General features: G+C 58.4%; 15 protein-coding genes and 1 pseudogene. 10 read left to right on the top strand and 6 right to left on the bottom strand.

What is annotated here, in order from left to right:
* The first annotated feature begins 207 nt into the window (after window positions 1-207).
* Window positions 208-4,335, top strand: a complete 4,128-nt coding sequence (locus NW870_RS05730) for a hypothetical protein (RefSeq protein WP_414374400.1) — start codon at window positions 208-210, stop codon at window positions 4,333-4,335.
* 27 nt (window positions 4,336-4,362) lie between these two features.
* On the opposite strand, the gene NW870_RS05735 is transcribed toward NW870_RS05730, so the two are convergent.
* Genes NW870_RS05735 through ffh form a run of 3 tightly spaced genes read right to left on the bottom strand, consistent with a single transcriptional unit; the run spans window position 4,363 to window position 7,404 of the window.
* Window positions 4,363-5,424, bottom strand: a complete 1,062-nt coding sequence (locus NW870_RS05735; RefSeq protein WP_011431927.1) for a histidinol-phosphate transaminase — start codon at window positions 5,422-5,424, stop codon at window positions 4,363-4,365.
* Window positions 5,425-5,472: 48 nt separating this feature from the next.
* Entirely contained in the window at window positions 5,473-5,931 is a 459-nt protein-coding gene (locus tag NW870_RS05740) for a tRNA (cytidine(34)-2'-O)-methyltransferase (RefSeq protein ID WP_011431928.1), read from the bottom strand.
* A gap of 9 nt (window positions 5,932-5,940) precedes the next feature.
* Window positions 5,941-7,404 carry a signal recognition particle protein gene (ffh, locus tag NW870_RS05745; RefSeq protein WP_011431929.1) on the bottom strand — a complete coding sequence of 488 codons (1,464 nt, stop codon included), beginning with the start codon at window positions 7,402-7,404 and terminating at the stop codon, window positions 5,941-5,943.
* A 166-nt stretch (window positions 7,405-7,570) separates the two neighbouring features.
* Here ffh and NW870_RS05750 point away from each other — a divergent pair, with 166 nt between their 5' ends.
* The 7 genes and pseudogenes from NW870_RS05750 (at window position 7,571) to NW870_RS05780 (ending at window position 15,201) form a co-directional block, all read left to right on the top strand.
* Window positions 7,571-9,019 carry a carotenoid oxygenase family protein gene (locus NW870_RS05750; protein ID WP_414374402.1) on the top strand — a complete coding sequence of 483 codons (1,449 nt, stop codon included), beginning with the start codon at window positions 7,571-7,573 and terminating at the stop codon, window positions 9,017-9,019.
* Window positions 9,020-9,489: 470 nt separating this feature from the next.
* Complete coding sequence (locus NW870_RS05755) at window positions 9,490-10,452, top strand: hypothetical protein (RefSeq protein WP_414355376.1); 963 nt, start codon at window positions 9,490-9,492, stop codon at window positions 10,450-10,452.
* 82 nt (window positions 10,453-10,534) lie between these two features.
* Window positions 10,535-10,825 carry a hypothetical protein gene (locus NW870_RS05760; RefSeq protein WP_414355373.1) on the top strand — a complete coding sequence of 97 codons (291 nt, stop codon included), beginning with the start codon at window positions 10,535-10,537 and terminating at the stop codon, window positions 10,823-10,825.
* Window positions 10,826-10,912: 87 nt separating this feature from the next.
* A complete protein-coding gene (locus NW870_RS05765; RefSeq protein ID WP_414374404.1) occupies window positions 10,913-12,640 on the top strand; it encodes an ABC transporter permease in 1,728 nt (575 codons plus the stop codon).
* A 28-nt stretch (window positions 12,641-12,668) separates the two neighbouring features.
* Complete coding sequence (locus NW870_RS05770; protein WP_414374406.1) at window positions 12,669-14,042, top strand: nitrate/sulfonate/bicarbonate ABC transporter ATP-binding protein; 1,374 nt, start codon at window positions 12,669-12,671, stop codon at window positions 14,040-14,042.
* Window positions 14,043-14,373: 331 nt separating this feature from the next.
* Window positions 14,374-14,487: pseudogene (locus NW870_RS05775) on the top strand (macro domain-containing protein); the annotation flags it as partial.
* Between the two features lie 96 nt (window positions 14,488-14,583).
* Complete coding sequence (locus NW870_RS05780; protein ID WP_414374408.1) at window positions 14,584-15,201, top strand: hypothetical protein; 618 nt, start codon at window positions 14,584-14,586, stop codon at window positions 15,199-15,201.
* Between the two features lie 63 nt (window positions 15,202-15,264).
* Here the strand turns inward: NW870_RS05780 and ndk are convergent, their stop codons facing one another.
* The 3 genes from ndk to NW870_RS05795 all read right to left on the bottom strand — a co-directional run bounded on the left by ndk (window position 15,265) and on the right by NW870_RS05795 (window position 17,035).
* The gene (gene ndk, locus NW870_RS05785; protein WP_011431937.1) at window positions 15,265-15,714 is read right to left on the bottom strand and encodes a nucleoside-diphosphate kinase; all 450 of its coding nucleotides are present in this window, start codon (window positions 15,712-15,714) and stop codon (window positions 15,265-15,267) included.
* Window positions 15,715-15,801: 87 nt separating this feature from the next.
* Window positions 15,802-16,473 (bottom strand): HupE/UreJ family protein, encoded by a 672-nt coding sequence (locus tag NW870_RS05790; RefSeq protein WP_011431938.1) that lies wholly within the window; start codon window positions 16,471-16,473, stop codon window positions 15,802-15,804.
* 49 nt (window positions 16,474-16,522) lie between these two features.
* Window positions 16,523-17,035 (bottom strand): hypothetical protein, encoded by a 513-nt coding sequence (locus tag NW870_RS05795; RefSeq protein ID WP_011431939.1) that lies wholly within the window; start codon window positions 17,033-17,035, stop codon window positions 16,523-16,525.
* Between the two features lie 61 nt (window positions 17,036-17,096).
* Between NW870_RS05795 and NW870_RS05800 the strand changes: the two genes are divergently transcribed.
* Both NW870_RS05800 and NW870_RS05805 read left to right on the top strand, forming a co-directional pair.
* Window positions 17,097-17,450 (top strand): MGMT family protein, encoded by a 354-nt coding sequence (locus NW870_RS05800; protein ID WP_414329999.1) that lies wholly within the window; start codon window positions 17,097-17,099, stop codon window positions 17,448-17,450.
* Window positions 17,451-17,662: 212 nt separating this feature from the next.
* Window positions 17,663-19,615 (top strand): bifunctional metallophosphatase/5'-nucleotidase, encoded by a 1,953-nt coding sequence (locus tag NW870_RS05805; RefSeq protein ID WP_414374435.1) that lies wholly within the window; start codon window positions 17,663-17,665, stop codon window positions 19,613-19,615.
* Window positions 19,616-19,949: the final 334 nt, after the last annotated feature.

The raw sequence follows: 19,949 nt of genomic DNA on the forward strand, positions 1-19,949 counted from the left end.
TTAGCTGTCCTCTGGGGCCGCTAGGGATTGGGATAAAGCCCGCACCCTGCGCATAGCGCGGGTGTCGGGTAGTTTACAAAAGCTTGAATCGAGATGTTTTGTGAGTTTGCAAATGGCTACATAGGTAGTTGTGGGCTACGTGGGGATTATGAAAAAAATTAAGACTTTTGGCACAGCGGCAATTTTCGCCAGTAGTCCGGCACTAGGATGGCTTCCAGGTATACCCGGCGGGATCCCATGTATGTATATTGCCCGGAGGAGTTTCTGGGAAGCAAAACCCAGTGCAACCTAGAAGCATTGATAGAACGGCTGGAAGAGGGGGGTCGCACCCTTTTGAGCCAGTTGTTTGACGTTCGTTACCCTTACTGGAAGCGTAATCTCCGCAACAACATTCGCTTGGTGGGGGAGCTGCGCTATGTAGGCGAGGTACCCGTTCTGGTTTTGTTTGGCCTCTGGCCGAGAGGCAGTCACGAATACCGGGAGTTCTTAGACCGACGGCGAGATCCGGATTATCAAGAGCGGGTGCGGAGCTGGGTGCCCGATGACCGGTTGCAGGCGTGGCTGGCGCAACGGCGGGAACCAGTGGATCCGCCAAACCATCTCCCCCCTCTGCCCGACGAGCTGTATGAATGGACACAGTTCTTGAATGCTCCCAATCCGCAGGAGCGGCTTGTGTTGGAAAGCGGGGAATGGGTTCGGCAAGTGCAAGCCCTTTCTCTAGAACAGCGGCGCCAAGTGTATCGGGCGGTAGAGCAATTCATTGGCGATGAGAAAGGGAATCTCTACTGGAAACTACCACTGTTTTATCCAGAAACTGAGGTTAGGTGCTGGCGGGAAGGCTCGATACATCTGGCTATCAGCCTGGTGCAGGTATGTGAGCAGGAAAAAGTCTTATCTCCATTTTTAATTGGAGTTTACGACCACGCTCCGGAGCAGAGAGAGCGGTTTGACCTGGGGCGCCGAACTTGCCTATTTGGGAGGGGGGCCGATCAGCCGGATATTCTCCAACACCCACAATCTTTAGAGATTTGGAAGCGATATGCCCGCCGCGCCTACCCCGACTACATGGTGATGGATGAGACCATTTGGTTGGAAATGCAGGAGATCACAGAGGGAAATTTGGCTTTGTCCATGGAGGAGGAAGAAATCCTGCAGAGTACATCCATGCCCCTACTGATCAACGGAAGGGCCGGGAGTGGCAAATCTCTGATGTTGTACTACCGCTTTGCCGACTATTGCAGCCACTACCTCAAAACTTCAAAACAGAGACCTCTTGAGTACCGCCCTCTCTTTTTGACCTACAGCCCCAGTTTGGTGCAGCAAGCCCGCGACAGGGTAAGTTCAATTTTGCGCATCAGCCACCGCTATCGGGAGAAGGGGTGCAGCTTCTCCACGGAGGAAATTCAGCAATGTCAAACTTTTTTTAGCACTTTTCAGGATTACCTGCTGAACTGCCTTCCTGCCGAGCGGCAAGAACGCTACCAACCGGATCGGTATGTCAATTTTTATCGATTTCAGAGCTGGTATTGTGGTCGCCGCGATGTAGAGCTGGCTTGGCACACCATTCGCACGCTGATCAAAGGCTATGAGGTCAGTGACTATTTGGATCCCGATAGCTACCGAGAATTGCCTGAGGCCGACCGCAGTGTGGATGAAGAAGCCTTCGAGCGGATTTACGAAGAGATTTGGCCGGGTTACCGGGATCGAACCACCCATGAGGGCTACTGGGATGACCAAGATTTGGCCAGAGATGTGCTGCAGAATGGCACTCTTAATCCTATTCATCCAGTCATTTTTTGCGATGAGGTTCAGGACTTTACCCAACTTGAGCTGAATATCATTTTTTGCTTATCTCCTTGGGGAAAATACAAGTTGGATTGGGCTATTGAGCGCCTGCCCTATGCCTTTGCCGGGGATCCCTTGCAAACCATTAACCCGACGGGATTTCGTTGGGCTGCCCTGAAAAAATACCTCTACGAGCATATCCGCGCCTACTTGTTGCCGAGCCATCCCTTTGAGATTGCAGGCCCACAGGAGCTGAGAAACAACTATCGCAGCAATCCACAAGTTACTCGTTTTAGCAATGTAGTCAACCTGTGGCGGCGAGTTCTCAGCAAGAGTCGAGAAATCTATCCCCAACAGCCCTGGCGTCCCCATGAGCAGGGCATGCCGGTTCAAAGGTTTGTGCTGGATGGTCAGGAAAGAAACTTAATCGAAGATGAGCTTAGAAAAATGCTTAGTGATCTCACAGGAACAGTCTGTATCTTACCCTGTCCTGTGGGAGAGGAGCTGAACTACGTGCGTCAGGATCCCGAACTCCAGAAGATCTTTGCCGAGGAATTGAAGCAGAATCTTAAACCACCGCTCCTGCAAACTGCTACGTCTGTTAAGGGAATGGAGTTCAAAAAAGTTATCCTCTACAAGTTTGGAAACGCCTATCGACAAAACTTTAACCGGCAGCTTAATTATTACGCCCGAGGAGCTGGGGAGGCGATATCCCTGCAACTCCATTATTTTCTCAACCAATTGTATGTCGGCATTACCCGCCCCATCGAGGCCCTGGCCATTGTGGACACCTCTGCCGGTTGGCGGGAGTTCTGGGATCCAAGCTTAGAATCCAACTCTTGGCTCGATCATCCTTCTCTGCAACCGGATCGGTCGGAATGGGAGACCGACCCACCGGTATTGGGTTACCCTGTCAAAGGCATCAATATCCAGTACTGGACCAATACAAGCTTGGAAGATCTGCAGGAGGCAGCTCTTGAGCTTCTCAGGCGCGGCATCGAGGAGGGCAACCTCAAACTTCTGGAGGATGTTCAAACTCTGGCGCGGAAGGCAAAAAAACCACCTCTAGAACAGGAATGTCAGGCCTGGCTCCTCAAGCTCCAGAGGGATTACGTTTCCGCAGGGCAAAAGTTCCTGAGCCTGGAGCAGTCTGCTTTGCCCAACAAAAATCTCCAACGAGAAGCCTGGGAGTGCTTTTGGAGAGGGAAGGCCTGGTTGGAGCTGCAGCGTAACGCCGCCTACTTTGCTGGATGTCCTGGGATCCCAGACTACAGCCCCTTGGTGGACTTGATGGTGGTGGTGCAAAAAAACTCCGCCAAGCCTGCAGAGCGCTTTCGACAACTGGTGCGGGTGCGAGATTGGCTGAGCGTTGAAGTCAGCCCCAAAGATAGGGACTTCGTCCCGCTTACACGAACGGATTCCACCTGGAAAGAGTGTGTACAGCAATTTTTGGCAGAGCTTGAGCAAGTTCTCAACAACTTGGGAACTTTCTGCCCCCAGGAAGAGGCCCGCAGCTGGTTTTTGCAAGAGACCCTTGAGGCTTTGAAGGGACGTCTGGCCTTTCTCGGCCAGCGGCAGCCGTTCGCGAATCAGTACTACAAGATTTGGGGTATCTGTCACTTCTATCGGCAGGAATTTGAGCGGGCGGTAGAGGTTTGGGATCAGGGGGGCCAAACGGAGCATTCCCCCTACTACCGGGCCAAGATCCACCTGGAACCCCTTCCCGGCAAGGTGAGGTGGCTATCCAAAGACCGCCAAGACTCGGTGGTGCTGGACCGATGGCAGGAGGCGGGACGTCCCCTCACAGGCGAGTGGGCAGAGTACATCGGCGACGTCGTCACCAGTCTGGAGCGCTTGAAAGACTGGCCGCTGATGCTGCGAGTTCTGATCCAGTGCCGAGAGTGGGAGAAGCTCTGGAAAAAGGTGCAGGCCCATCCTCAGGCGTGGCAGCGGGGACACGATTACGAGCTGGTGGCCTGCATGGCCCGGGACACCCAGACCAACTGGGAAGAGCTGAGGCGACAATTGCCCGGCCTGCGAGATTTCCTGCACGAGGTGGTTACCAGCACACAGATGGAGCGGGCCTGGTGGCTACAGCCCCTGGAGGTGGGCTTGGCTTGTGAGCGACTGGGCCACTACCGAGATACGCTCAGGTTTTACGAGCGCTTTACCGAAAGCAGAACCGGCAGGCAGCAACGCTCTCAAATCCGGCAGCGCTGGCTGGTGACCCACCAAAGGTATCAGGAGTTTCTCCAAGCAGAAGGACGCCCAACAGACCGTTTGGCAGAGGAGTTTCGACAGGCTCAAGAGCGCTGGGGGGAGCAACTGCCCCAGGCAGAACCTGAGCTGGACGAACGGGATCCCTGGGCGTTTGACTTTGTGGAGTACCCCAGCCCGATCCAAAGTTGGCTGCTGCAGCGGGCCCAAACCGACACCCAGAGCCGACTCAGAGCGGAAATCGCCCAGGCGCTGGAGCATCTGGACGAACGACACTTGCAGCAGGTGCACAGCTTGATCCAGCGCTTTTCGCGCGCCGACCCATCCACCTAGGCTGGCTCCGAACGCAGGCCGGGAGGCCTATTGCAGGATTTGGCGCAGGCGCTCCAAGGCCCGTCGGTTCTCTTCAGGGGTGCCCACCGTCAGACGCAGCCCCCCACCCGTGTAGCGCACACCAGTCCCCAGCTCCTGCCAGGCCCGCTGCAGCTCTTGGGGATCCCAGCCGGCCACCCGGAAGTAGAGGAAGTTGGCTTGGCTGGGCCACACCCGCACCCCTGGCAGCTCCTGCAGAGCTTGATAAAGGGCTTCCCGCTCCTGACAAATTAGCGTCACGTCGGCCAAAAGCTCCTCGGCATGCTCCAAAGCCATCTGAACCGCCCACTGAGAAAGGGCCGTGAGGTTGTAGGGCAGGCGGATCCCATCCAACACTTGCATAAGCTGTGGATGACCCACAGCATAGCCCACCCGGTGGGCCGCCAGGCGAAAGGCTTTGGAGAAGGTGCGCAAGATTACCCAGTTGGGATGCTCCGCCAATTTGGGCAGGGCTGTGTGCCGGCTGAACTCAAAATAGGCCTCATCCAAAATCACCAGAATCTCTTCGGGCAGCCCTTCCACCCACTCCCACTCTGCAGCCGTCAGGCCATTCCCCGTCGGCGAGTTGGGATCCACCAGGCACACCACCCGAATCGGATGCTCCCTCAAAGCCTGTTGACATCGCTCTAGATCCAGAGCAAACGTCTCCGGGTCGCGGGGAACCCGCACCACTGGGATCCCCAGGCTCTGGGCCAGGATGGCGTACATGGAGAAGGTGGGCTCTGCCACCAAAATGCCGCCCCGCCCGCCCAGACAGGTGGCAATCAGCAGGGAGCGGATCAGCTCATCCGACCCATTGCCCAGGCTGATCTGCTCTGGCTCCGCTCCGGCATAGGCGGCGATGGCCTGCTTCAGGCCCCGGTGGTGGGCATCGGGATAGCGGTTGCTGGGGATCCCCTTTTCCCAAAGGAGGGAGAGCTTCTGCTTAAAGCCCGCCGGCCAATCGAGGGGGAACTCATTGGCATCCAGCTTGTCGGCAGCCGGGGCAGGCACGGCGTCGTAGGGCTTGAGGTAGAGCAAGTCGGGGCGCAGATACTGCAGAGCACACATCTTCCTGACGGGGAGAAGTAGCTATTATATCAGGGCCAACCCGACCACTTATTCTTTTGTCAGGGATCCCTGCTGACGTAGCGCCTCAAAAAGGGCAATCGCTACGGCATTGCTGAGGTTCAGGCTGCGCACCGGCCCCCGCAGTGGGATGCGCACGCTGGGATAGGTTTCCAAGAACAGAGGATCCAACCCCCGGCTTTCGCTGCCGAACACCAACCAGTCTCCCGGCTGATAGGTTACTTCCGTATAGAGGGCTTTGCCGCGCACACTAAAACACCAGAACCGGGCCTCAGGGTGGGCCTGCACCAGAGCAGACCAAGAGGGGTAGCGATACAGTTGGACGTGCTGCCAATAGTCCAGCCCCGCCCGCTTGAGGTAGCGATCCGAAAGGCGAAACCCCAGAGGATCCACCAGATGGAGAGGCGTATCGGTGGCTGCACAGGTGCGGGCGATATTCCCCGTGTTGGCCGGGATCTCTGGGGCAACCAAAACAACGTGGAAGGGCATAGTCCTATCCTACTTGCCCCCAAATCCGCGGTTGCCGCCCCCTTTTTTGCCCCCACCTTTGCCCGGTTTGCGGCTGGGCTGTTGCCGAGAGGGAGAGGCCGTTGAACGTCCGCGCCAACTGGGATCCCCGCCGGGAAGAGAGGTACGCCCACCCCCCCAACCCATACCGGGAAAACCGCCACCCATGCCCATGTTGCGCATCATGTCGCGCATGCGTTGAAAATCACTGACCAGTCGGCTGACATCCTCCAGCTTGTGGCCAGATCCGCGGGCCACCCGTCGTTTGCGGCTGACGCTGCGGGCCAACAGATCCGGGTTGCGCCGCTCTTCGGGGGTCATGGAGTTGATCATGGCTTCGGCGCGGGCCAGTTGGTCTTGTCCCTTTTGCAGTTGTTCCTCGCTGATTTTGCCCATCCCTGGCATCAGTCTCAGCAGCCCTGCCAAGGATCCCATGCGTTTAATTAGGCGCATCTGCTTGAGGAAATCGGTGAAATCAAACTGGGCAGTCATCATCTTCTCCGCCATGCTGGCGGCATCTCCCAGGTCGATTTCCTCTTGAGCTTTTTCCACCAAGCTGAGGATATCCCCCATACCCAGAATGCGGGAGGCCATGCGATCCGGGTAGAAGGGATCCAGCGCTTCCACCTTTTCGCCAACACCGATGAACTTGATGGGCTGACCGGACACTTGGCGAATGGAAAGGGCGGCCCCACCGCGGGTGTCCCCATCCAGCTTGGTGAGAATGGCCCCAGTGATGCCCAAGCGCTCGTGGAAGGCTCGGGTAAGGCTGGCTGCCTCTTGGCCGATCATGGCATCCACCACCAGCAGGATCTCGTGGGGCTGCACCGCCGCCTTGATCCGCTCCAGCTCCGCCATCATCTCCAGGTCGATCTGCAGGCGACCGGCAGTGTCCAAAATCACGTAGTCGTAGCCCTGCTGCCGGGCCGTCTCCACCCCCTGCCGGGCAATCTCGACGGGATCTGCTTTGCCCAGGTCGAAAACGGGGATCTGAATTTGCTGGCCCAGCGTCTTGAGCTGGTCGATGGCCGCCGGACGGTAGATGTCTCCGGCCACCATGAGAGACTTCTTGCCCTGCTTGCGCAAATACAGAGCCAACTTGGCGCAGGTGGTGGTTTTCCCGGATCCCTGCAAACCGGCCATGAGGACAATGGTGGGAGGCTGCTCCGCTTGGGCAATGGGCACGTTGGCTTCCCCCATCACTTTCACCAGCTCGTCGTGGACGATCTTGATGAACTGCTGATCCGGCGTCACCCCCAGGATGACCTCGGATCCCAGGGCAGCTTCCCGCACATCCTCGATGAACTGCTTCACCACCTGCAAGTTGACATCCGCATCCAGCAGGGCTCGCCGCACCTCCCGCAGAGCTTCTTGAATGTTGGTTTCGGTGATCTTGTCCTGGCCGCGCAGCTTTCTCCAGGCCAATTCCAACTTCTCGGAGAGGGCATCAAACATGGGTGCTGTCTATCCTGTCAGGCGCTTCGGGGGCATTTTCTACCATAGTCCAGTTGGCGGGACTCCATCTTGGGGATCCCCACCCAGGAGACCATCCCGGCCCAGAAAAACTGGCGACTTCACAAAAGTTTAAGCAACAATAGAGGGCGTTGCATGCAGATCTTCCATGGTCAGCGTCGCTTCCCTTCCCTACAGCACCACCGACTGGCAATTGGGCTATCGCTCCCTATCCCAGGAGTACGACTATTGGATTACGGAGATCGAAGGACGGATCCCGGCAGGGTTGCGGGGAACCCTGTTTCGCAACGGCCCGGGCAAGCTGGAGGCGGGATCCCAGCGCTACGGGCACCCGTTCGATGGCGATGGCATGGTCTGCGCCATCACCTTTGTGGAGGGGAAGGTTCATTTTCGCAACCGGTTTGTGCGCACCCGCGAGTTTGAAGCAGAGGAAAAAGCCGGTCGGGTGCTCTACCGAGGGGTGTTTGGCACCCAAAAGCCGGGCGGCTGGTGGAGCAACTTTCTCGACTTGCGGTTTAAAAATCCCGCCAACACCAATGTCATCTACCAGGGAGACAAGCTGCTGGCCCTGTGGGAGGCCAGTGCCCCTTACCGGCTGAACCCGGCCACCTTGGCCACCGAGGGGATCGAAACGTTTGCAGGAGGGATCTCGGCCAGCCAGCCTTTCACTGCCCATCCCCGGCGGGATCCCCACACGGGAGATCTCATTGCTTTTGGGGTGCGGGCTGCCCAGAACTCCACGTTGCTGTTTTACCGTCTGGACTCGCGCGGGCGCTTGGTGGAAAAGCGGGATTACCGCCTGCGGGGCTTTGCCTTTCTGCATGATTTTGTCTGGACACCCCGCTACCGCATCTTTTTCCAAAATCCCTTGGCTTTCAACCCCCTGCCGTTTGTGTTGGGCTGGCAACCGGCGGGCACCTGTCTGACCTTGAAACCGGGGGAGCCGACCCGCATCTGGCTCTTTCCCCAGGGCGATAAGCCGCTGCAACTGGAAGCGGAGCCGGGGTTTGTTTTCCATTTTGTCAACGGCTACGAAGTCGGGGATCGGGTTGTGGTGGATGCCGTCCTCTATGAGAACTACCCTGCCCTGGAGCCGGATGCCGATTACCTGCAGATTGACTTTGCCCAGATTCCGGCGGGCAAGCTGTGGCGGTTCTATCTGGATCCCAAGGGGGGCAGCGTGAAGCGGGAACTGCTGCTGGATCGCTCGGTGGAGTTTCCGGCCATCCACCCGGCTCAAATGGGGGGATCCCACCGCTACATCTACATCGGGGCCACCCATGCTCCTGGCCCCAATGCTCCCCTACAGGCCATCCTCAAGCTGGATACCGCCACAGGCCGCACACAGCAGTACAGCTTTGCCCCCCGCGGCTTTGTGGGAGAACCGGTGTTCATCCCCGATCCAGAAGGTCAGGGCGAAGAGGCAGGGTGGATCGTGACGGTGGTTTTTGATGCGGCCAGCCAGCGCTCTCAAGTGGTGATCCTAGAAGCAGCCGACCTGACAGCCGGCCCCGTCGCGCGTATCCCATTGCGGCACCACATTCCCTATGGCCTACACGGCAGCTTCACTCCGCAGGTGTGGGCAACGCCCGCCTAAACGGTGAACCCCAGGAATGGCTAATGGATCCCATCGGCTCGGGAAAGATCATGCGCCCCAGCCTTTGCGGGAGCCCTGGGGATCGGCCAGTTGGATCCCGGCTGTGCAAAAACACCTCTATTGGCTCCAGTCAGCGTTGCTGGAAAAAACTACAGATACTCATCAATATCAATGGCCCTGTCTGGGGAATAGACATCCTGCAGCCTGAGAACCATTCCCTTGGAACAGTTGCTAGTATTGGCTACACGTCGGCTACAGTGTTGACAACTGCTGGCTCCCCAGTTCCCGACGAGGGCACCTGCTGGGAGTTTGTCAATGGAAGCAGGATGGAAAGACGCTGTTGGGCGTTGTTAGGCTAGTGAATGGTGTGTTGAGCAGGTCTTGGGTCAAGAGCAAAGTTATGGCCTGTTTTTGCAACGGTAAATGTCTGCCGCCGAGCATTCTGAATTGACAGCAACGGAACCGTCACAATGTCCTCCGATCTGAGACCTCCCTTTCGACCTGTACGGCCCCCCAGACCCAGCTCAACCGGCGAGGCCAAGGGATCCCTGTCGTCGGCAAAAGCTCAGGATCCTGGTGCTGCTCGCGACAGCGGGACGGAGTCCTTGCAGCCCGTTGTCAGCACCACCGCTACCTTGGGGGAAAAGAAAGCGGCAGAAAGAGAGCGAGTCTGTTTGGAACCCATCCCCCCGCCTGGGGAGAAGATGCAATACCGAGCCATCGGCCTCATCGAAGGGCAATACATCCCCTCCCCAGAGCACTTTACCCGCGGGATTTTGCGCACCTCGGATGGCCTGGATCTCAATGCCGTATTGCTGGGCCGGGTGATGAGCCTGGTACGCAAGCATCTACGGCCGGAACGCAACTATCTGTGGGTGGTTTATCCTCGCACCCGCGACAAAACCGAAGATCTGCACGTGCAGTTGCTGGGGGTGTGGGCCCCAGAAGAAATGGGGCGAACTCTCCCCGAGGGATCCCGTCCAACAGTGGTGCCGGATTGGTTTTCCATCCGGGGCGAGGTCGTTTTTCAATCCCAGGAGAAAGGGTTCATCATCGTCAAGATCCGTCAATCGGGCAAAAAAGCTTCCGCCAACTCTCCCTCTCAGCGAGTCCAGAAGGATGGAGCCGCAGCCCCCAAGCCCCAAGCCTTCAAATTGCGCCTGATTGGATCCCTGCCGGGCAAAGGGGTAGGCAATTTCTGGGATCTGCAGGTGCGCCGCCGCGGATCCCTGCTCTATGTGGAGGCGGGCACTCCCATCGGCCCAGTACTCAAAACGCCGCCGCGCCCACGCCTGAAGCGTTCCCCCCCCCAACCCAAAGCCAGGAAGAGTTCCACCCCCTCGACACGTGGGGAAGCGTCTATTCAAGAGCCGTTTTATCCTCTGCGAGATCCCACAAAAGTACCCAAGCCGGTTAAGAGAAAACGCCCATAAACTGGGCTAGTAGATCCTGCTTTAATGGAGCTTTTCATGTTGACCTTCTTGTTGTGAACCATTCTTTTACCCTGGTTAGGCCGTGGCAGAACCAACTCCTCCCAACAAACCTCCCAACAAAGATGAATTCATTTCGCCTCGCTATCCCTACTGGGGCGAAGTGAAGCCGCAGAACCTAGTTTTTGATGCCAACCTGCAGGAATTTAGCAATAAAGTGTCCTTGATTTGTAGCTTGGAAACCGGGGGCAAAATTACCCCGGAAGAAGCCTACTGGCAAATCAAGGAGCTGTGGAAACAACTCAAGCAGACCAAAAAAGCCATCTTGGACGATCCCCAGTGGAAGGAGTCTCCCCCCGACTTGCCGGAAGAGTAGCCGGCTGGATCCGGGAGCTCGCAACTCCTCCCGGATCAACCGCAAACGGTATACACTGGGCGCGGACGCCGGGCTTAGTCAGGGAAGATGAGGACTTTTCCTTCGCCGGAGGCGCTTCGTCGGCTGCCAGCGGGGGCTGCCGATGGGGCCATCATTCTGGGCACGTTGGTTCTCCTGGCCTTGGTGGCGCAGGTGGGGGTAGGGGCTTTTGAGCGGTTTCAGCCCCCGGCGGTGGTGCCCCGGATCGACTTGGATCCGCGCAACCTGCCCTACTATGCGGCCCGCTCCACCTTGCGCATGTTCATTGCCTTGGCCTTTTCCACCCTTTTTACCTTGATCTATGGCTACATTGCTGCCAAAAGCCGCTGGGCCGAGCGAATTTTGATCCCCCTGTTGGATATCTTGCAATCGGTGCCGGTGTTGGGGTTTCTCTCCATTACCGTCACCGGTTTCATTGCTCTGTTTCCCGGCAGCTTGCTGGGGCTGGAGGCGGCTTCTATCTTTGCCATCTTCACCAGCCAAGTCTGGAACATGACCTTTTCCTTCTACCAATCCCTGCGCACGCTGCCTCAAGAGTTGGTGGAAGCGGCTACCTTGTATCGCCTGTCGGGGTGGCAGCGCTTTACCCAGTTGGAAGTGCCGGCGGCAATGGTGGGCCTCATCTGGAACGCCATGATGAGCTTTGGCGGAGGGTGGTTCTTTGTGGCAGCCAGCGAAGCCATCAGCGTGCTCAACCAGGAATACACGCTGCCGGGCCTGGGATCCTATGTGGAAGCGGCCGTCCAGGCGGAGGATCTGCCCAAGCTGGGCTGGGCGCTCCTGACCATGGCCGGGGTGATCCTGCTGGTGGATCAGCTCTTCTGGCGACCTTTGGTGGCTTGGTCGGATAAGTTTCGCCTGGAACAGAGCAGCGGGGCTGCTGCCCCCGAATCCTGGCTGTACGATCTGCTGACCACGGCGCGGATCCCGCGGCTGATCGGCAGTTGGCTGTCCCCCTTGGCAGAGTTGGTGGATCGGCTGTTGTCCCACTTAACTCGCCCCCGTTGGGTGGATCCCCTTAGTCCTGAGGTCGAGCGACGCCGCGAGCGGCTGCTAACCCAGCTTTCCTGGGCAGCTATTGGCGGCATTGGGATTTGGATTGTTTATTTTGTGGCTACCACTGTGGGCTTTGGAGAGGTGATGCTGACCTTCGGGCTAGGGATCCTCACCCTGCTGCGGGTTAGCGTGTTGCTGGTGTTCGCCACGGTGATCTGGACTCCCATTGGGGTGGCCATTGGCTTTAATCCAAAACTGGCGAAACTGCTGCAGCCGGTGGTGCAATTCCTGGCAGCTTTCCCGGCCAATTTCCTTTTTCCCTTTGCCACGTTGTTTTTTATCCGCGCCCAGATCAGCATTGAGTGGGGCAGCATTTTGCTCATGTCGCTGGGAGCACAGTGGTATATCCTTTTCAACTCCATTGCCGGTGCCCAAAGCATCCCCACGGACTTGCGAGAAATGGCCGTGGATGTGGGCTTACGAGGATGGCAGCGCTGGCGAAAGCTGATCATTCCAGGGATCTTTTCCGCCTGGGTCACCGGGGGAGTCACGGCCAGCGGCGGCGCTTGGAACGCCAGCATTGTCTCGGAGATTGTGGCCTGGGGATCCACCACCCTGACGGCTACGGGGTTGGGCACCTACATTGCTGAGGCAACGGCGGTGGGAGACTGGCCCCGCATTACCTTGGGCATTGGCATGATGAGCTTGTTTGTGGTGGGCATTAACCGTCTGTTCTGGCGACGGCTGTATCAGTTGGCGGAAGAAAAATATCACCTTTAGTCTTTTCAGTTTCTGAGGCAATCTCTCTATGAGCTCTGCAGCTTCCCCCGTTTTAATTGAGGTTGAGAAAGTCTACAAGCGCTTTCCTTTGCCAGAGGGCAAGGGGGAGTTTACCGTTTTAAGCCAAATTGATTTGCAAGTGCGGGCAGGGGAGGTCTTGGCTCTGCTGGGCCGCAGCGGCAGTGGCAAAAGCACCCTTTTGCGCATCATGGCGGGCCTGATCCCCCCCAGCCAAGGGCGGGTGCTGAGCAACGGCCAGCCTCTACGCGGGCCTAACCCCGATGTGGCGATGGTGTTTCAGAGCTTTGCTCTCCTACCCTGGCTGACCGTGCAAGAAAATGTGGAGCTGGGGCTGCAAGCCCAAGGGATCCCCCGCGAGATCCGCCGGCAAAGGGCCCTGAAGGCCATTGACTTGGTGGGCTTGGATGGGTTTGAGAACGCTTACCCCAAGGAGCTTTCGGGGGGGATGAAGCAGCGGGTGGGCTTTGCCCGCGCCTTTGTCCTAGAGCCCAAGGTGCTGTTTATGGATGAGCCTTTTAGCGCTTTGGACGTGCTGACGGCGGAAAACCTGCGGGGGGAAATTGATGAGCTGTGGAATGCGCAAGCCTTCCCTTCCCAAAGCATCCTCATCGTTACCCACAACATCGAAGAGGCGGTGTTTTTAGCGGATCGGGTGGTGATTCTGGGATCCAACCCGGGGCGGATCCGGGGGGAGGTGAGAATAGATCTGCCGCGGCCCCACGAGCGCACGGATCCCCGCTTCAAGTCCTTGGTGGACTACATCTACGAGATCATGACCAACCCCGAAATTGCTGTTACCGGAGAGGTGGCTCTGCCTGCGCTGGCTGGTGATAAGACCACTTCCCCCTATGCCCTGCCTCTGCCCCATGCGCGGGTGGGCGGGATCAGCGGTCTGCTGGAGTTGATCGTGGAGTGGCCGCAAGGGCGGGCGGAGATTGCCGATTTGGCCGAGCGGCTGCAACTGGCCGTGGACGATCTGCTGCCGATTTTGGATGCGGCGGTGCTGTTGGGCTTTGCCGAGGTGGCCAGCGGGGTGGTGCAACTGACCGAAATTGGCCAGGACTTTGCCAACACCACCATCCTGCGCAGCAAGGATCTCTTCCGACAACAGCTATTGGCACGGGTTCCCGTGTTCCGCAGCATCTTGCAGACTCTGGAAGAAAAAGGCAGCCGCTCCATGCGAGCGGACTTCTTCTTGGATCTTTGGGACGAACACTTCCCCCACGCTGAAGCCGAACGGCAGTTTGCCACCGCCATTGACTGGGGACGCTATGCGGAGCTATTTGAGTATGACGCCTCGGAAGAACGTCTCTATCTGCCCGAGCCAAGCGAGAGCTCCACTGCTCAAAAGCCTGTCGGTCTCAACTCTCGTTCCGACTGAAGCGCATCTGGCTCTGCCTTTTTCAAAGCTGCATCGTGGAGCGGAGGTATGGCGCCAATTCCAGAAAGTCCCAAAATCTACCACATTACCCATGTAGACAACTTGCAAGGGATTTTGACATACCCCCCCGCTTTTAGGCAGGGGATTCTTGTTACTGGTTCTGCGACAGCACTTGAAATCATGGCCTGGGAACTTCAAGGCCTATGCCGCAGCCTGCCGGCGGGGGGAAGTTCAGCCCGGTAAACTATTGGTTTTCGAGACGGGAAAGCTGACTAATCCTCGCTATATCATCAATTTTCCCACCAAGCGCCACTGACGGGGGAAGTCGCGGATCGAGGATATAGAAGCTGGGCTGAAGTCCCTTGCCGAGGAGATCAGGCATCTTGGTCTGCGCTCAGTCGCTTTGCCACCCCTAGGCTGCGGCCTCGGGGGTCTTCATTGGCCCGATGTGCGCTCCCGCATCGAGCAGGCGCTAGCAGAACTTCCCGACGTCCACATCCTTGTCTTTGAGCCCACCGGGCCTCAGCCTTTACCGAAGAGCATGCGCCGCGGCCAGATCCCTTCCTTGACGCCGGGAAGAGCGGTGCTGGTGGGCCTTATGGAGCGCTATGTAAACGGTCTACTTGTTCCGTTTGTCTCTTTGCTTGAGCTGCACAAGCTGATGTACTTCCTGCAGGAAGCCGGGGAGCCGCTTCGCCTGCGATTTACAAAGGGCGTTCATGGACCCTACGCCGAGAACTTGCGGCATGTTCTCAAAGAAATCGAGGGATATTACATCTCTGGGTACGGCTCGGGCGGTGATCGACCAGACAAGAAGCTGGAACTGGTGCCCGGTGCTGTCGAGGAAGCCCATAGATATCTCGCTGGACAGCCAGAGACGAGAGAACGCTTTGAGCGTGTCAGCGACCTCGTGGAGGGCTTTGAGTCGCCCTATGGTCTAGAATTGCTGGCTACTGTCCACTGGATCGTGACTCGTGGGCACCCTTCCACGACGGCAGAGTTGGTGGAAAGCTTCTACGCCTGGGGAGATAGAAAACAACAATTCAGTAGCAAACAGATCCTGCTTGCCGCTCGAGTTTTGGCAGAGAAGGGGTGGTTCAAGGCACTTCCAACAGAGCCGCTTGCGGCCAGCCGAAGCCAGTTCGAAACACGGCCCTAGCGCTCTGCACTACTTCCGGTCTGGAACCTGCGAACACGACTACCCCTTGCCTGCAGCAAGTACCTACTCATAAATCCAGCTTTGGGCAACCGGTGTCCAGCTCACCAATTCCGACTCATCGAACCAAAGGGCGATCTCCCGCTGCGCGGTTTCAACTCCATCGGAGCCGTGAATGAGGTTGCGGCCAATGTCGATGCCAAAATCGCCGCGAATGGTGCCCGGTTCTGCCTCCAGGGGGTTGGTCTTGCCGATGAGCTTACGGGCGGCAGCAATCACCCCTTTGCCCTGCCAGACCATAGCCACCACCGGCCCCGAGGTAATGAACTTCACCAAACTGTGGAAGAAGGGGCGCTCCTTGTGTTCGGCGTAATGGGCTTCCGCCAGCTCTTGGCTCACTTGCACCAGCTTCAGGCCCACCAATTGGTAGCCCCGGCTCTCCAGGCGCTGGATGATGGTGCCCACCAGCCCCCGCTGCACGCCGTCTGGCTTGATGGCAATAAAGGTGCGCTCCATGGGATCTCCCCTCGTTTTACAGATCTTCACCGCTATCCTTGTACCGGATCGGGGATCCCGAGCGCAAGGGAGCAAAATTAGCGCTTTTTACGCGCCCACCACTGCCAAGGTCAGGAAGGCAGCCCCCACCACTGTAATCGCCCAGCCGGCCCAGCGAGTTAAGCCAGGGATCCGCAACCCCCAGCGTTCTGCTGCCCAAAGGGCCAGGAGAGCTACCCCATACTGGACGGTGCTCAACCCCAGTAGATATCCCACCCAAGGCATGGGTTGGGCGCCGATAATGGTTTCGGCGTAGGCATAGCCATGGAATAGCCCCGCCAGGGATCCCCCTATTAGCAAGAGCCAACTTGGGATCTGCCGCGGTTGCACCAGCAGCAAGCCGAAGAGAACCACGGAAGAGGCAATGGCCAGCTCCGTCAGTCCCAGGGGATCCCAGCCGGCCAGGTGGATCCCAGTGCCCACCAGACCCGCTAGCACAAAGCCCAGCGGGATCCCATAGCGCCAGGGCTGCCCCGCCGCCACAAGACCGATGGCCACGACGAAGGCCAGGTGATCCAAGCCAATGACAGGGTGAGCCAGCCCGGAGAGAAATCCCTCCCAGGCCGTTGCAGGCAGTTTCCCTCCCAGGGCGTGGTGGGCAAAAGCCGGCGAAAAAAACCCCGTAACTGCCAGTGCACCCCCAGCAGCGGCAAAGCTGGGGATCCCTTCCTTCCGCCACCGCCCAAGCGGCGATGGGACTTGCTGCCACAGCCAAGACATGCTTTTGGACCTCCCTGAGTTCTCTCAATAGCTGCCCAGATCTCCCAGTCTAGGGGCGCTCTCTGTACCCTTGCAGATTTTCCGGCTCAAACTGGCGCAAAATCCGCGTGGCTTCGCGGAGGCGGGTTTCGTTCTCTTCTTCCACAATGAGCACGTACTTGCCCGCAGCGAGGCGGTTGCGGTAAGCCAAAGCATCGCCGGAGCCACCAGACAAGCCCACTCCGCCGCCGACGAAAAAGCTGCCCATGGCCCCGCCCATCGCGCCCAATAGGCCGCCGATCAGGTGGTTGCCTATAGGTCCCGCCCAGGCAAAGGTATCCAAACCACTCAAAACGCTGAACCCCACCCCGGCCAAAAAGCCAAAGGGCACCAACCAAATGGCCAGGCGCCGCATCTGACGGCGGGCCGCTTGGGCCGGGTCAATCAGCCCAAACTCGTCGGCACTCTTGTAGCCTCGCCCCAGCAGATGCAATCGCTCCAGGGAAAAGCCGGCTTGTTCCAGGGCGCTGTAGGCCGCCTCAGCGGCTATGCGATCCGGCAGTACCGCGATTAAATAGCTCATGGACCCGGGGATCTAATCCGTTCCACATCTTATTGTCTGCCAAGTTTGAGCGAGGATCCCTGTGACCCAGTCTGGCTCCACTAGCGCTCCATCTACTAGCCTCTACCAGCGCTTTTACGAAGTGGTGCGGCGGATCCCGCCGGGCCGAGTGGCCACCTATGGGCAGGTGGCGCGGGTTGCCGGTTACCCCGGCTATGCTCGCCAGGTGGGCTATGCTTTGTTTCGCCTGCAAGGCCAAAACACCGACATCCCTTGGCACCGGGTGATCAACGCCCAGGGCTGCATTTCCTACTCCCCTTTTCGCCTGGGCTACGACGACCTGCAGAAAGCGCTGCTGCAAGCCGAAGGGATCCACTTCGACGCCGAGGGCCAGGTGGACTTGCAACAATTTGGCTGGGATCCAGGGGAAGTTTAACCTAGGCTTGACCTAACCTTAAACAGGTCATAGCGAAACCCCAATCCCAGCCTTGGTAACGTGAACGCGGATGCGTCCTCTCTTGTGGATGGAGTGAAGGAATTGTCATGAAACCAGCTTGCCGTGCTCGAGGGTCTGCCCCTGCCAAGAGATGGCTCCCGGATTGGCTGAACCCTCTGGCCAGGTCCCTGTGGGTCGGGTTGTGGTGTTTGGTGCTGAGCCTGGCCAGCGCCTGCGGTAGCAGCAGCTCGGTTCCCCCAACCGGCGGAGGGGCTGGGTTTATCGCCTCGGATCCCAATGTGGCTCTCTCGACTCAGCCGCCCGCTTTTACCCTGCAAATCCTACATGCCAGCGACTTGGAAGCCTCGATCGCTGCCGTACAAGATGCGCCGCGCTTCTCGGCGGTGGTGAACGCTCTGCGCCCCCAATTCCCAAATACGGTGGTGCTCTCCAGTGGGGACAACTATATCCCCAGCCCCTTCTACAACGCCAGCACGGATCGGTCTCTGCAAGGCCGTTACAACCTCACCCCTGGCAAAGCCGATATCGAGATCATCAACGCCATTGGCTTTGAGGCGGCTGCCTTCGGCAACCACGAGTTCGACCAGGGCACGCGCCAAATTCGCGACCTCATCCGGCCCGACACTGGCCGCGGCTACGCTGGGGCTCGTTTTCCCTACTTGAGCGCCAACCTCAGCTTCAGCGGTACCGGCGAATTGGCTAGCTCTGACTTTGCTGCCGATGGCCAAGAGGCCAGCTCTATCCGCGGCAAGATCGCCAAGACGGCGGTGATCACGGTAGGAGGGCAGCGGATCGGTCTGGTGGGAGCCACCACCACCCGTTTGGCGGCCATCTCTAGCCCCGGCCCCGAGGTGAGGGTAGAAGGCAGGGTGGACGATACTGACCAGGTGAGTGCCGCTCTAATCCAGGGCTTCGTCGATCAACTCACCGCTCAGGGCATCAACAAAATTATCCTCCTAGCCCATCTGCAACAGTTGCAAAACGAGGTAGCCCTGGCCAGCCAATTGCGAAATGTGGACATCATCATTGCCGGCGGATCCCACCGGGTGATCGCCAAGCCCACCGATCGCCTGCGCACTGATTTGCCCGATACCCGCACGGGTGACTACCCCATCTTGCGCTCCTCCGCCAGTGGTCAACCGGTGGCGGTGGTCAACACCGGCTCCAACTATCGCTACGTGGGCCGCCTGGTGGTCAGCTTTGACGCCAACGGGGTTATTGCCCGCATTGACCCGGTGAGCGGTGCCTATGCCACCGACGACCAAGGGGTAGCAGCTGTCAGGGGCACCCCCAATCCCGACGTAGTGCGGATAGCCAACGAAATTGGCAACATCATCCGCACCAAAGATGGCCGCACCTTCGGCTCCACCACACAATTTCTCAACGGCCTGCGGGCAGAGGTGCGCACTGAGGAAACCAACCTGGGCAACCTCACTGCCGATGCCAACTTGGCCTACGCCAGAACGGTCGATCCTTCTACGGTTATCTCCCTGAAAAATGGCGGTGGCATTCGCGCTCCCATTGGGGCTACCACCGGCGGCGGCGGCGGTGAGCCGGTGCGGCGCATCCCACCGGTGGCTAACCCTGAAGCCGGCAAGCAGTCCGGTCAAATCTCTCAGCTGGACATCGAAACGGCCCTTGCTTTTAACAACGGCCTCTCTCTGTTGACTGTTACCGCTGAGGAACTGAAGCAGATAGTGGAACACGGGGTGGCGCAAACCCAGCCGGGAGCTACGCCGGGCCGCTTCCCCCAAATTGGCGGCTTTGCCTTTAGCTTTGATCCCTCGCGGCCACCGGGATCCCGCGTCCTCTCCTTGCGGGTGGATACGCCCACAGGTCGGGATGTGGTGGTGCGCAACGGCCAAGTGCAAGGGGATCCCAGACGCACCTTCCGCCTGGTGACCCTGGACTTCTTGGCCAACGGTGGGGATGACTATCCCTTCCCTCGCCTGTCCAACCCCAACCGGGTGAACTTGGCCCCCAGTTCCGGCATCACCTTCGATACCCCCGGCAGCGAGCAAGATGCCTTGGCTCGGTATTTGCGGCAGATCGGCGTGTTCACCGAACCGGACACCCCGCCGGCCCAGGATACCCGCATCCAGAACCTGTCGGCCCGCCCAGATACGGTGCTGCAAGGTCTGTAGATTGGGTTAACAGACTGGGGCAGATTGGTCCAGAGGAGTGGTAATCCGGTGCCGGGCTTCCTTCTTGCCAAAGGGGAGATTGGCTTGGATGAGTTGCCTCAGCAGCGTGCCGGAGAAATGTCTTGAGCTTTTTAGGAAGGGATCCCTGGCCAGTGTCAAGGATCCCTTTTCTTTTTCCTACTCCTATCCCTGCTGGTGTTACTTGGCAACGTTTACCGGGGTGCCCAGGCGGGCCGTGAACCTTGCGGGCATTGCCCACAATAGGTGGATTTGTATACGGATTGAATTGCTTCCTCAAGGAGGAATCATTACCATCAAGGGTGACGTTCGCTCC

Source organism: Synechococcus sp. R50.1, assembly GCF_047462115.1.
Classification (GTDB): domain Bacteria; phylum Cyanobacteriota; class Cyanobacteriia; order Thermostichales; family Thermostichaceae; genus Thermostichus.